At 59.3% G+C, this 14,485-nt stretch carries 8 protein-coding genes; 6 read left to right on the top strand and 2 right to left on the bottom strand.

The annotated features are described in order from the left end of the window. Positions 1–5 precede the first annotated feature (5 nt). Together AC5P6X_RS10930 and AC5P6X_RS10925 are read left to right on the top strand one after the other, a co-directional pair. The gene (locus AC5P6X_RS10930) at positions 6–1,379 is read left to right on the top strand and encodes a TolC family protein (protein ID WP_329755797.1); all 1,374 of its coding nucleotides are present in this window, start codon (positions 6–8) and stop codon (positions 1,377–1,379) included. After that, a complete protein-coding gene (locus AC5P6X_RS10925) occupies positions 1,342–2,112 on the top strand; it encodes a TetR family transcriptional regulator (RefSeq protein WP_329755709.1) in 771 nt (256 codons plus the stop codon). The genes AC5P6X_RS10930 and AC5P6X_RS10925 overlap by 38 nt, the downstream gene beginning before the upstream one ends. A 114-nt stretch (positions 2,113–2,226) precedes the next feature. Here AC5P6X_RS10925 and AC5P6X_RS10920 read toward each other — a convergent pair whose 3' ends face one another. Then, entirely contained in the window at positions 2,227–2,502 is a 276-nt protein-coding gene (locus tag AC5P6X_RS10920) for a hypothetical protein (RefSeq protein WP_329755708.1), read from the bottom strand. A gap of 1,174 nt (positions 2,503–3,676) precedes the next feature. Here AC5P6X_RS10920 and AC5P6X_RS10915 point away from each other — a divergent pair. The 4 genes from AC5P6X_RS10915 to AC5P6X_RS10900 all read left to right on the top strand — a co-directional run bounded on the left by AC5P6X_RS10915 (position 3,677) and on the right by AC5P6X_RS10900 (position 10,267). Next, positions 3,677–4,672 (top strand): RHS repeat domain-containing protein, encoded by a 996-nt coding sequence (locus AC5P6X_RS10915; RefSeq protein ID WP_197578895.1) that lies wholly within the window; start codon positions 3,677–3,679, stop codon positions 4,670–4,672. A gap of 100 nt (positions 4,673–4,772) precedes the next feature. Then, a complete protein-coding gene (locus tag AC5P6X_RS10910) occupies positions 4,773–8,972 on the top strand; it encodes an RHS repeat-associated core domain-containing protein (protein ID WP_329755707.1) in 4,200 nt (1,399 codons plus the stop codon). Beyond that, positions 8,959–9,207: a hypothetical protein gene (locus AC5P6X_RS10905; protein WP_495215441.1), complete on the top strand. Its 249-nt coding sequence runs from the start codon at positions 8,959–8,961 to the stop codon at positions 9,205–9,207. The genes AC5P6X_RS10910 and AC5P6X_RS10905 overlap by 14 nt, the downstream gene beginning before the upstream one ends. Positions 9,208–9,670: 463 nt before the next feature. Next, positions 9,671–10,267: a hypothetical protein gene (locus AC5P6X_RS10900; protein ID WP_495215440.1), complete on the top strand. Its 597-nt coding sequence runs from the start codon at positions 9,671–9,673 to the stop codon at positions 10,265–10,267. A gap of 208 nt (positions 10,268–10,475) precedes the next feature. Here AC5P6X_RS10900 and AC5P6X_RS10895 read toward each other — a convergent pair whose 3' ends face one another. Beyond that, positions 10,476–14,465 (bottom strand): nSTAND3 domain-containing NTPase, encoded by a 3,990-nt coding sequence (locus tag AC5P6X_RS10895; RefSeq protein ID WP_495215439.1) that lies wholly within the window; start codon positions 14,463–14,465, stop codon positions 10,476–10,478. Between the last annotated feature and the right edge of the window lie 20 nt (positions 14,466–14,485).

Raw genomic sequence — 14,485 nt, 5'->3', positions numbered from 1 at the left:
AGTACATGACCCTCCGCCATCGATTCATGGCCATCACCATCACCGCCGTGTTGGGGGCCATCGGGTCTCCTGCAGCGCTCGCACAGGCCAGCCAGCCCGCGTGGGTGCACTGGGAGGATCCGGAGCTGGAGCGGCTGCTGTCACTCGCATCCAGAAGCTCTCCGACGCTGGCGCAGGCGGCTGCACGCTTGGAAGAAGCGCGTGCCGCCACAGCCGGTGCGCAGGCCAATCGCTGGCCCGAGCTGACGGCCAACGGCGGCGTGCAGCGCACGCAGCGGCCGGAGTCGAGTGCCCTGGTGAGCAGCACGGGATCTCCGCGCTACTTCACCCAGATCAATCTGGATGCAACGCTGCGGTGGCAGATCGATCTGTTTGGCCGAAAGCGCGCCGCCCTGGCAGGTAGCGCTGCCCGCCAGGAAGCGGAACGCCTGGAGTTCATTCGCACGCGAGCCCGGTTGGCGGCCGAAATCGCGCGGCAGTACATGATGCTGCGCGCGGGTGACCAGCAGCAGCGGGTCGAAGAAGAACTGGCGATCGTCCTGAACGAGATTGCCGGCATCGACGAGGCGCTTGAGCAGGCAGGACTGCAGTCGGTTGCTGAAACAGCGCCCCTGAAGGTGGAGATTGCCAATCGCCAGGCCAGCCTGGAGGAGGGCCTCCACAACCGCGCATTGGCCATGGCCAGGCTAGCTACCCTCACCGGGATCAGTCCTCCGCTGCTCGACGACATCGCCTCCCGCTACCGTCCGGCGCCGCAGTGCGCCAGCCCCGAGCCGATTGGCATTCCGATCAGCGTTGTCGCCAGCCGCCCGGAAGTCATGGCTGCGGAGTCACTGCTGCGAGCCAGCCAGGCAGATCGTTTCATTGCCGAACGCGCAAACTGGCCCACGCTGACCCTGTCCGGAACGGGGGGCTGGGCGAGAGAGGGCAGTGGTGGCGGCCTGATCGCGGGGAGCAACCTGGCCAGCCAGCTGCTCGGCTCCCTGGGCCTGCAACTGCTCGACTTCGGCCGGGCCCGTGCAGAGAAGGATGCCGCACAGGCACGTCTTGACCGTGCCGGCGCCACCTATGCAGAGGCGATTCTTCTAGCAGCAGAGGACGTCGACGCTGCTATTGCAGATGTCTCGCGTGCCTCGAAGTCCCGCGAGCAGCAGAGGGTAGCAGCGAGCATCGCCGATCACGCCATGCGGATCGCTGACGCGAGGCTCGAATCCGGCCTGATAAATCGGCGCGAAGATCTGGCGATCAGGCGGAGCACGCTGGAGGAGCGCCTGAGGCTGATCGCTACCGTTCAGCAGAAATGCGAGGCGGACATCCGCCTCTCGCTGGCAACCACATCAGGTGGACCGCCTGCCACAAACCGGATCAGCAGTCGCTGACCAGCAGGCCAAGGGCGGAGCTGCAACGCAGCTCCGGTATATCGATACAGGAAGGGCTGATCCCAACATGGCACGACAACGGAAAGAGGATGCAGAGGCGACGCGGAAACGGATTCTCGACGCCGCACGCAGTTGCTTTCTGCAGTTTGGTTTCTCCAGCACATCGATGGAGATGATTGCGTCGCATGCAGGCAACACGCGGGGCGCCATCTATTGGCACTTCAAGTCGAAGGAGCACATCCTGAGCGTGTTGACGGAGCTGGAGCTGGCCCCGTGGCACGGCAGGCTGCGCTGGGACGCGGTGAGGAAATCGGATGAGCCTCTGAAGCTACTTCGCTATGAGCTCTTGAAGTCCCTTCGAGAGTTCTCGCAGAACGTCCGACTTCGGGATATGTTCGAGGTGCTGCTTCATGCAGGCCCGTCGGCCAGTCTCGATGGTGTGCGTCTGCTTGCGCAGCGAGGAGCGTTGGTCGAACTTCATACGTTGGAGCGGGTATTGCAACGAGCGGATGAGCTGGGGCAGCTGCTTCAGCGTACCAACGTCACCGTTGCGGCACGCAGTCTCTACACCGGCATCTCTGGTGTTCTATACGGCGCCATCCTGGATCCGGAGGAGTTCAGTATTGAACGCGACGGAGAACTTGTGCTGGACGCGTTTCTACTGCTCCACGCGCCGATGCATGCGCTGTACCGCCCGGAGGAGATGGGCACGGAGCCGCGCTGCGAGAGGTAGAGCCGCCAGAAGAGGTCGCTTGACCAGTTTGACCCGACCACCGATCGACCGTTCAGAATAGAGCCTCAGCGAGTGCAGTAAAGAGCGGTTCGTTGAGCCATATGCACTGGCTGCTTAAAGTTGATTGGATTCTGGGCAAATCTGCTCAGTGAGAACAGTCAGGGATTGCTGGAAGGCTGCGGCGAAGAGATCGCTGCTGTCGCCCTTGTGTTTGGCCGCAATTTGAGGGAGCAGCTGCCGCCACGTTTCGGAGAGGTCGCTGGGGGCAGGGTGGGTGAGTACGCAACTCCGCAACGCGTACTGCATCGCCTTGAGATAGCCGCGATGCATCTCAAGTCCTACCTCGCAGCCTTGGAGGCGATCAAGGATTTCCTTGATTTCGGTCGTCATGGCGCTCTCGACAGGCGGGGACGGGGAGGCGATAGTTTGCGGACCTCTGGGCGAGTCCGCTATGAGCATCCTCAATGTTTCCTCACTCGTGACCACCTGGTCGTCACGGTAGATACCCTAGCAGAGGATGCCCGAACAGGGGCGCATTCCGCAGGGGCGAAGCTGCTGCTAATTCCGCAGCACAACCTAGTGCTGGCCACTCGCGGTTCCACCCAGTTCTTTCTTCGCATCTACGAGCTGACACTGCAGGCCAGCTTCCGTGCAGATTTCACGATGGAGCAGCTGTCCGCTGAGCTGGGGTTGGTTGTGGATCAGCTATGGCCGAACTACGAGGATGCGGTAGCCGAGGCCGGCTTACCGATCAAACAGCTCGGGACCGAGTTGGTGTTTGGTGGATGGTCGCCGAAGAACGACCGGATGATGGCCATGGCGTATGCCAAGAGTGACAGTCGGCGCCCGTGCGTGGTCCAGCCGATCGGGGGGGCAGCTGGCGTCGCCGGGCGACCCGCTCCAAGCTGTGACACCCAGTATGGCCCAGACAGACCTCGTTGCTCATGCGCGCCTACAAGCCAGCTACCTAAACGAGCAGTTGGGCCGGAAGGTGGCAGGAGGCCGGCTGCTGGCTGCATTCCTGCAGAAAGGCCAGGCAGTGCTCAAGGATCTAGGAGAGATCTAGGTCGCAGGTGTCCGTTGCGCTAGGGGGTGAATTCCAACTTCGGCCCTGGCGCTAAGGGCAATAGCCAGCAGTTGGCCAATGTCAGCCTTGGATTAGGGATGTTTATCGGCGGTCGGGTAGGTGACCTAAGGGCGAGAACGGAAACTACTTCGGGCCTATACACCGCTTGCTTTGAGCTGGGCGGTCCACGGCCAACCGTAGGCGTTCCGGAAGGAGAGCTCGCTGAGGTGTTGCGTGACGGTATGCGGCGGACCATTCTTTGGGGCATTCAGGCCCGTCAAGTCGTGCCGCGCACTTGGGTCCGCTCGTCACTGACGCGCCTGATAGCAGAGCGCTTGCGACCTGACCGACGCTACACCAAAGGCTCCAACTCGCGACCAGCTGATCGAGCGTCATTACGCTGTCAACTAGACATTATTCAATTGGACATGGCCTCACGAGCCAACGCTCGTCAGAACGGCGCCGACTAGACGGACACTCGGTCAAAGGGGAACGGGCATGGATGAGAAGACGCTCAAGGCGACTGTGGCTCGCATCGCAATTGTTTTGGGCGCGCTGGCGGGCTCTACTGAATCCGCTCAAGCGCAGGTAATGGAAGAGTTTTTCTATGACGCCCTTGGAAGGCTCGTCAGTGTCGTCCCTGCAGATGGACGCCAATACAAATTTGAGTACGACAGAGCTGGAAACTGGACAGCTACAGGCCCCGCGACAGGGACTTCACCAAAGCCCGATACGCCGACACCAGTAGACCCAACTCCAAAGCTGTTTGAACGAACCATTACGGTCCCTGCATCTAGCGGTCAACTAAACACGCTTCGACGCCTTGCAGAGTATGCGGGCTACAGCGGAAGGCAGCCGGCGCGAATCGTCTTCGAGGTCGTTCCTGGTGTGAGTATCCTTGGGATTCGTGGCAATGCTGCGATTGATTCCGGAACATGGCCCACTGACAAGTATGCAACCTCGATAACACTGAAGGTCGCCGGCGTCGTGCAAGGGCACGGTGGTACTGGGGGGGCAAGCGGCACCGACGGGCAGCCAGGCGGCGACGCGGTGATTGCTCGCCTACCGATGCGCGTGGAGGTGCTTGCGGGCGGCGCGCTGATGGGCGGCGGCGGCGGCGGCGGCGGCGGGGCACCATCCCCGCGCCTGAGCGTCATCATCGGCCCCCGTCCGGGTGGAGGTGGAGGTGGAGGGTATCCAGATGGCCTTGGGGGAGCAGGATCAACGGTGCAGCCAGGGCCACAGCCCGGCCTTCCTGGAAGTATGGGTGGTGAAGGCGGTCTAGGCTTGCCCAATCTGACGGGGCAGGGCGGGAAAGGCGGCGCCGCAGGCAGGCGAGGTGAGCCTGGACGCCCGAGCTACCACGGGGACGTTCCGGCCAGCGAGGCCCCAAAGCCAGGAGAAGGCGGTGAGGCTGGACGGGCTATTCGCACCAACGGCCATTATGTCGAGCTCGTCGATCTAGGCGGGGCAATCGTCGGACTCAAGGAATGAAACAATGAAACCCAGGATGCATGCGGGAGTCTTCCGATTCACGGCGGACCAGTTGCCTAAGCTGCGCTTAACCAGTCGGGCTCGATTGTTGGCACGATTAATGACTGCAGCTCTGGCTCCGTTTCTCGCAGGTACAGCGCAAGCTCAGGAGATCGGGATCGGTCATTCGCACTCACCACCGCTGGATCAAACTCGAAATGCCAATGGCGTGGATCCGTACAGCGGACTCTTCACTCTTCAAAGCATTGACCTTTCTATTGGCTCCGGCGAATTCCCTTCGCGAATTGACCTGACACGGATTCAGTCCGGTGATAAGGCTGGCGTCGCCTTCAACATTGATGGGCGAGTCATATGCAACTGCGGCCAGTACACCGCACATCACGGACGCCCACCTTTCAATTTTCATCCAAGCAACTGGCCCGTCATCGACGTCGTGCTGATGGGTAGCACGTACCAGTTCGAAAGATCATACGGCAAGATCGTCAACAAAAGACTGGATGGTGCGACGCTTGAGCAGGATGCAGACGACAGACGCTTTACATTTAGAAGCCGCGAAGGAGTCATTGCATACTTTGATTTCGTTACGAACATGACCTGCGGGTACATCAGCGCAGGAGGGGTTACATCTGCCTCGATGGCGTCCTGTGTGCAGCTGCGCTATCTGGAAATGCCCAACGGCGAGTCTTTGTCTTATCGCTACACCACTCGCCCAAGCGCGAACTACCAGGAATTCCCGGTGGCGCTTGTGTCTGAAGTTGTCAATAGCAGGGGCTATGGCATTCGCTTCTCCTATGAAGATCTTCACGACCCTCAAGTTGTAACGTCGGCGTCTGCCTTCAGGTCAAGCTGTGTTGAGCACGACACGGTCCTTTGCGCAACGGGTGACCTTGCAACCGTAAGCTACATCTATGATCGTTGGAGTCTAAATGGATTGCCCCCCTATAGCGGGCGACTTCGAAAAGTCGTTGATGCCAATGGTTCTGTAATCAGTTATGGGTATGGCATCAACAGCAGGAACGTCGCTACCGAGCGGCGCGCCGGCGCCAGCACCGACGCATTCACCAACGTATTTGACAACTTCGGCAAGGTTCTTTCCCAAGCGGACGGGGCAGGAAAGGTTACCCGATTCGAGTACAGCGAGAGGATAAATAAGAACGCGTTCGATACAAAGGTTACAGATCCCGTCGGCAACGTCACGCGCTACTTCTTCATGCGCGAGAATCCGTACCCGGTAGCCATCGAAGATGGCAATGGGGCGCGCACCGAGTACACCTATGACTACAGGGGCTATCGACTCACCTCGATCAAGAACCCTGAGGGTGACAGCATCGAGAACAAGCTTGATGATCGTGGCAACATCCTCGAGCGTCGGCGTAAGGCAAAGCCATCCTCGGGCCTCCCAGACATTGTCGAAACAGCACTTTACCCTGCATGCAGCTCAAGCAATTTCCGATTCTGCAATAGGCCTGTATCTGCCAAGAACTCGCGCGGAGGAGTGCAGGTGACGCGTCACGACGCGGAACACGGCGGCGCGGCAATTCGATTTGACGCCATCCGGGTAGATGGAAGGCGCGCAGCGACCAGGACAAGGTATGCGTCATTCTCGCCGGCGGAAGGCTCGTCCGCGCCATCATTGGCGGGTGCTGCAGACATTCCGCAGCGAGATGTGATTCTTCCCGTCGGCCAAGACGCATGCCTAGCGAGGAGCCCCCCGGGACAGTTCGAATTCATCTGTGCCGACGATAAGCTGATTCGGGTGGACTACAACTACATGCCTTCGACGGCGGGCTCCCGAAGCAGCCACGAGTTGAAGGAGGTAGTACGCGATCCGAGTGGTGCCGCGGAGACGACGCGGTACTACTATGATCGTGTGGGAAACATCACTGCCGTGGAAGGGGCACGCGCCGGGGGCCTGACGGTACAGGTGCCTGATCGCATGCGCCGTATTGTGTCGTCAACGGGTCCCTCAGTCGGAGAAGTCTCGCAGCGCACTCAGTCGACTTACGATTCAGAAGGGCGCAAGACTGCGAGCTCGTACAGCTTCCAAGGCGGCTGGTTGAGTGAGACGACAGAATACGACGCGCGGGGGCTGCAGGTACAAAGCACTGGAATTGATGCGGCATCCACGCGATTTGACTACGACGATGCGGGTCGAAACATCGGAACACGAAAGCGAGTAGATGGCATCGAACGAAGGTCCAGGATGACGTTGGATGGCGTCGGCCGAGTGCTTTCCGTCAACAATGGCGTGGGCACACCACTGGAGCAGAAGACCCTGGAGCTCCAGTACTCGCCCAATGGCCAGCCGATCCTTCATGTCGATGCGGAAGGAAACTACACGGCACTATGCTATGACGGGTTTGACCGACTGAAGGAGCGTCGATACCTTGGAAAGCACTACGCCTCTGCACGATCCTGTACCGTCGAGGTGGAGGGCTTCCCTCGGGAGACCTACGCGTACAACGAAAAGGGCGACCTCTCCAGCATCACTCTGCGCGATGGCAAGAAGATCGGCTACACATTCGATGCTGATGGTAGGTTGCTGAGAAAGGATGTTCCGGAATCTGATCGAAGTGTTACGTACACCTACGACCTGCAGGGGAGGCGGCTTTCCGCTGAATTGCCCGGTGCAAACAGCGCGCTCTCGATCTACTGGACATATGACAAGCTCGGGCGCCTGAGCAGCAGCACAGGGCCATTTGGTCGCTCTGTCGGCTACAGCTACGGCCCGGGCCAGAGCTGGTCCGAACTGCGCTGGCCCGATGGCTCGGGGGTGCGCTACAACTTCGATCAGCTTGGCCGGGTCAGCGGCATCGATGAAGCTACTGGTGCCAGTTTGGCCAGTTTCACCTACGACGAGATCTCACGCCGTACCGGCTCCACATTTAAGGGGAACGGAACGCGGACGGAGTACGAATACAGGGCCGACCAGCGAATCTCCCTCCTCATGCATGATCTCATGGGTGAAGATCAGGATATCGGCTTTGGCTATGCGTTCAATGAGGATGGACAGCTCAGAAGCCGGGCCGTGACACAGCCACGGTTCGCGATGGCGCCGATCGAAAGGGGTAAGGTTGAGTGGTATGCCGGTTGGCTGAATCAGTACGGTTCATGGAAGGACGAGAGCGCCAGCTGGCACAACATGGAGCACGATGCTGCCGGAAATCTACAAGCAGATGGTAGCGCAGATCCCAGCCGTTCATTTACCTACGATGCGGAGGGAAGGCTTGTGGCAGCCGGTGACTCGCGCCTCGACTACGACGCAATTGGTCGTCTCGCGCGTGTTACGAGGGGAGGGGTGTCGCGGCAATTCCTGTACAGCGACTGGGAGTTGATTGGGGAGTTCGACGAGTCCAATGGCACAATGTTGCAGAAGATCGTGTTTGGGCCAAAGGGTGACGAGCCCATCGTGCTTTATGAAGGCGGACGGCGCTCATGGCTATATGCCGACGAGCGCGGTTCCATCGTCGCCCGCGCGGGTGAAGATGGTCGACTTCAAGCGACTGCAAGATACGATCCTTGGGGACAGCAGGTCGGAGAGGGGATAGGGCGACTGGGGTACACGGGGCAGCTGTGGCTCCCTGAGATCGGCCTACTTCATCTTCGCTCACGAATGTACGCGCCGGCACTGGGACGGTTCATTCAACCCGACCAGGTCGGCACCGCTGGCGGGATGAATCTCTACGCCTATGCCAACAACGATCCCATCAATCTGTTCGATCCACTTGGGTTCAGCGGACAGCCCTCGCTTACAACGTTCCCTGGCATGGTGGTCAAGCCACCGCCAACCTTGCCGGCACAGAACGGGGGACTCGATTTCGGAGGAATCAACAACAGCCTCATTGACAAAGTCCAGTTCGCGCTGGACATCGGCGGACTGGTTCCCGTGTATGGGGAGCCTCTGGATCTGGTCAATGCGGGCATCTACCTGGGCCGTGGCCAGTACACGAATGCAGTCTTGTCTGCGATCGCAGTGGTGCCGGTCATTGGAAGTGGCGCGACGGTCGTAAAGTTTGGCAAAAAGTCACTGGGCAACCCCTTCAAGGGAAAGACACCCGCGCAGATCGACGCGATGTTCAGGGCTAAGGGGTTCAGTGCACGTGGCCCAGACCCCGTGGGAGGGAAAGGCGGGTATGTCAACCCATCTACTGGGCGCTCATATCACATCGACCCCGAAGTGCAGGTTTTCAGGGCAGGAACGGAAATGCCACATGTGGATGTCAACCGAGCGAAGGGCTATGACGGTATGCTTGAGAAGAAGAAATACCCGCTAGGAGACGAACTTCATGTCAAACCCTGAACATCTGTTGACCTTCGAGATGAACAAGGAACGCGATGAACTGACCGTGCACATGAATCAGCAGGGCCTGGCTCTCCTGCAGTTGGTGCTTGCGCGACTCCAGAACGGTTCGTCGCCGATGCCTCGGCATACCCACCTAATGACGGACGACTGGGGAGGGGATGAGTTGTCCAGTCAACCGCAATCCACGGATAGCACGCTTTTTAACAAAGTAGACTTGCGGCTTTGGAGTTAGCGATGCGAAGTCCCCACACTGAGCGCGATTCAACACGCATAAACCGGACGGATAGTGGTCCGACCAGCAAGTAGGCCAGTTTTTCGCGCCAGCCCAGTGGATGAATCGCAGGTGCCATTGGTACTCAGCTAGGCGAGTAGACACCTAGGTTCTGGCGTCCTGCTGGACCTGCTACGTAACCGGCGTGCCACGGCTCAATGGCCGGTAGACCGGTTCCGGCCAAGTAGGGGCGAGCTTTGCCCCTACTACACGGGTGGTCGAGCTACGCCTGCAGAACGTTGCGGCCCTGTAGGTGCGCAATGGCGTCGGCAAGGTCGGCACCCCGCGATTAGGAAGATTTATCAGCGGTATGGAAGACATCCTTTCTCTGTTTCAAGCCGACTGCGCTGGCACGGGGGATGAGCAGGAGTCAAGGCTCAAGATCGCATTTGACTGACGACCCAGCTGATGGCATTGCCCGTTGATGAATTCTGCAATGGGTGACAATCTACGTTGCAGCCACCTCGGGTCTCAAACAGATGATCGAGTCAACTTATGGCGGCAAGAGCTGCGCGCAGAAGTACTGTGGCTCAAGCGGCATCGCAAGTATCGAAGATGGTCCGAAAAGCAACTGGTTCTGTATGAGCGCCGTCTAATGCTAGTAGCCTTCCAAGTCCGCTCCCTGCTTGAGCGCCCCAAGGTCAATGATCGTGCTCGAAGTGTTCGACTACCGGCAATTCGCTACAAGAAGATCGGCGCCAAGCCATTTACATTTGTAGGCGCAGAATTTCCAGAAGATCGATTTGACATTGCAAATCCTGAGGCTGTTGATCTGAGCATTCTTGATGTTTGCAATCAGCTTATTCACTACTATTGGATGCAGACATGGTCATACGGCACTGCGTTCAAGAGCATGCTCGTCTTCTCCGACTACATGCGGAATAAATGGGCCTACGAATTCTTGATCGAAGACCTCATATATATCTTCAGCGTATTTGCGGATGAATCGTCTGCGGTCACCAGTATCAGCTTTGAGTGGAACGATAAAAAGCAGGACTACGTGACTCACTGCGCGCGGTGATGGCGAATGGCGCGCGCACCTAGCCATTGCTCGGAATAATCCCTTCATTCCGCTCCTTTAAGACGAGAGGCTCTTGCCGGGCGGGGCAGCCTCGGCAGGGAAGGGGATTAGGAAGATCTATCGGGGGTAAGGGCGGCATTCGCCCTGAAGCTAACAGCGGATCTTCACATCCGGCGCATCCGCCTTGCCAAGTTGGCGTCGGCGCTTATCAAGAGACTTCAATACGATCATATAGTCGCTTTCGCACGGCTTCTCGCATCCGAACATCGCCAAGATCGTCCAGGATGGAGGCAGGAAGAGGTTCGGTCCCCTTCAATAATTGACGTCCAGGGTGACCCGGCTCCAGCAAATCAAGGATCCGATCAGCAGTGATGCGGTCACGCCTGGCCATTGCGTTGGCTCCGACGAGCAGCAGAGCGCGTCGCCTGTTCGAGCTGGCGACGCTCTCAAAGAGTTTCAGGGCATTTCTCGCCGGAGCATGAGCGCCGACAGTATGCGCCGCCGATGCCGCAACGATGGCTGGCGAACATAGCAAGAACGCGGGAGTCAGGCACGCGACAATGTTCGGGTCTATGAAATCCGCGCCTGCTAGGGCATCAAGGGCGTCGAGCCGAATCCAGCGCGCTTCCGGTATCTTAACGAGATTCCAGATTCTTTGCTGAACTCCGGCACTGCAGCAATTCGCTGCGACGATCAGGGCGTACTGGCTAAGCGTTCGGTCGTCCGTGGTATTGGCAAGATCGACAAGCGAATCACCGATTGCATCGGATAAGAGATCGCTATCGGCCAGGGCAATGACGGCAGCCCTTGCGATATCAAAGCTTGCGGGCTCGTCGCAATATGCTTCAGCGCTCGACCAAGTGTCATGTACTAGAGTCAACAGCGCCTTTAGGTGATCCGGGTGCGGCCGTTCTGCGAGTAGATCGGCTAAAGCTCGGCGAACTCGGCTACTGGGATCAGATGCCATTGAGAGGATTGTCGGTGGCAACGGATCAGGGTATGTCGGTGCTACATGAAGTAGCGCCGTGCGGCGGGCATCGGCGCGCTGATGCCGTAGTGCTGCTTGAACGAGGGTGGAATTACCAACTGCGATCGCCGCCTTCGTCGCACTCACGGCATGCTCCTGGCGGCTGGCGATTGTCAGCCACTGGGCGATCGCCGGTGAGGCGTCGCCTCTGCTTTCGACGATGACCGGCACCACCAGATCAAGTGCCTCCGCATCGAGTTGCGATGCACAGCTTGCTAGGAGCGCGAGCGCTGAACCATTGACTGCCCGAGCTTTCCGCCTCTTTCTGGAGAAGGCGTTGAAAATTTCCTTGAGTTCATCTGGAAGCGTGTCAACGACGGGCCTTAGCTTAGCGTGACTGTTCTTCCCAAGCCGCTGGCGAGATCTCTGCATGGAGGCGAGCAGTGCGACTTGCCGACCAACCTGCTCGCAGTTTGCCTGGAATGCTGTAATCAGCGCATTTGGCGCGGCTTTCAATGCCGTAAGCGCAAGCTCGTCACGCAGATCCACCGCAGAGGGAACAGATGTGATGCGCGCGAAAAGCGCAGGCTCCAGTGCTGCACACCAATGCTCCCGCACTGCCGCCCAAACATCTTGCTCATCATCGACATCTCTGCTTGCTGCGACGATAGCCCGGAGCTCGTCTTCATCCACTGGGCTGGGGGACTTCAATAGCGCTTGCGACCAGGCCCGGACCAACTCAGCGACGCGCGGATGATTGGCAAGGACCAGCCAGCGACCCTCTGCGCGAAGTTGGCGGACATAAGCATCGATGAAGACGCCGGATGTGTATCCGTCGCCTTCATGGCTCGATTGCACGGCCTCTTCAACTGCATGATCCCGTTCGCCATCCTCGATCGCGCGCCACTCCTCCTGGCCGCTCTGAACATGCTGACGGTGGATGCCCGCGAGGTCATCCAGCGCAGCCTGAACGACACTCTCAAATCCTTCTAGGTCGCGCACGGCGCCGGCCGCGACGGCGTCGGCATTGAGCTCGAAGCCGTTGCCGACCATCTGGCGTGCGGCTTCGTGGTAGGCCGGAGTGAGGTTGGGCGCGAAGCGATCGAGCCGCTTGGCGAATCCTGATCCGTAGTTCCCTCGGTCAAAGCCAAGCTGCTCACGGATAAATCGCTCTGCGACTTTGCCCGCGAACGGGCTCGCTGACACGGTGTCGTACCAGGCATCGTCGAAGACCGGCGGTTGCCAGTTACGGACGAAGAAGGAACCTCCCCGTTGCGTGCCTTTCAACAACCATCGAGCCACTCGGCTCGGTATGGACGCATCGCTGCCTACTTCCGACGCCAGTTCCAACAAGGGCGCGAACTTGGAAGCGGGATCCATGAGGCTTTCGTCCAGCCAGGCATCGATCGCCTCCCGGCTGCTGGGGGCAATCTCGAAGGGCTGATCAACGTCGCCTCGGCGAGCGAACGAGTGCGTCACTTCAAATACTCGAGCGGCGGTTTCCAAGCCCCAACCGAGGTGCGGCGGCGGCAGCTGAACAAGCGCAGCGATCAGAGTCTCGATTGCAGACTCGCTTCGGCCCCAGTTGTCCTTGACGAAGGCTTCAAAACCCTGTCGGACGCTGGGGTGAGCAAAGGCAATGGTGCGGGCCGGCTGACGCAGATGGCGAGATGCGACCATACGGTCTATAAGACGATCTAGACCGTCCCCGAGTGCGTGATCAAGCTCGCGTAGTGCGCGTCGAAGAGGGGGGATTCGACTTCGGTCGAGCTGGCCGCGTGCCGTCAGCAGCGCCCAAACGATGGCTGAATTGCCGCATGTGTCGATCGACGATAGCGCTCTGAATACAACACCTTCCACGGCGTCGCGCTGCGCCAACTCGAGTAGCCGGCGAAAGAAGGCATGGCCTTCTTCTCCGACATCGGGGCCGGCTTGCATATGCGCAAAGTACAGTTCGATCTCAAGTGGAGTGCCAAGCCTGTCGAGCACCTCATTGCGAAAGGCATATGCCTTGGCCTGCAGCGCGGCCGGCAGCTGGTCCATGCGGTTGTCATGAATGTCGCGAAGTTGACCTTCCCGGTACTGGCCCGCATCCAGCTCGACCGACCATGCGTTCAGGCTGTCGCCGACCTTGGCGCTATGCATCATGTCGCTGCGGGACGTGATGACGAACTGATGATCCGGCGTAGCCTTGGCAAGAAGACGTGGCAACTGCTCGGTCCAAGCTTCGCTGCCACCACGGAGGCTGAATTGGCCCCATGGATCATCCACATAGAAAAGTGTAGGTCCGTTGTTGACGATCTTACGCACGCTGGTCGGTGCATCGTCCGCGCCAACAGTGACGATCTCCAGCGCACCATCACCCCGTCGCGCGATATCGCAGAGCTTGAGCGCCGCCTGCGTCTTCCCTGTGCCCGAGGGCCCTCGGATGACAACTGCGTTCTTCTCGCTCAGGACTTTGCGCATCTCGTCAAAGTTCGCCGGGGGCACGAAATGTTCCAGGCTGGCAGAGCTCGCGAGGAACCCGCCATGTGCTCGCACCGTTGCGAGAAGGTCGTCGCCCGTCCATAGACCGGGCGCAGTACCTCGGGTACGCCGCCTAGCTTCGAGACGCAATTTTTCGAGGAGCTTCTGCTGCTCAACCTTCGGGACATGCAACAGGTCCGACATTAGCGATCGGATGTCGGACGCGAGCTGCCTCTCGGTGAGCTTGCCCCAGATAGCGACTCGACCTTCGGGCGACGCCTTCAATGTGGCATGCAGGCGCGAGGGGAAGCTTGCCTTGTCCGAGACGTCTTCGAAGCCTTCGACCAGCAGTCCGCGGGCGACGCCTTTCACGTCGGCATTGGTGACGAGCAGATAGCGTGTGTTCGGCTCGTCGAGATGATGAAGGGCTTTTCGGCGCCCACCTTTTTCCTCAGAGCCATGCTTGAGCAGGGCTTCGATATCCTCGACCGACCAGGGCTCACCGTTGTCCATTTTGACTTGGACGACAAGCTTGTACCCGCCCGCGAAGGTTGCACTGGGTTGCAGGCGTCCTGGCACGTGGGTCTCGAGATCCGCCTCAAGATCCTCCTCGCTCGCTGGCTCGAGTACCAGGCGCGTAGCCGCCTTAGAAATGAGGAGAAGTTGCAGTGCCGCGAGTATTGAGACATCGAGCTGATAGTCGAAACCCGCTTGAGCGGCGGCGGCGCCTCGTAGCGCACGCTTTTCGTCCGCGTCATTGGTCAAGGGTAGGCCCGACCGGCTGG

This window comes from Stenotrophomonas sp. YJH_SMC_40, assembly GCF_059368615.1.
This window is presented reverse-complemented; position numbering and strand designations above follow the sequence as displayed.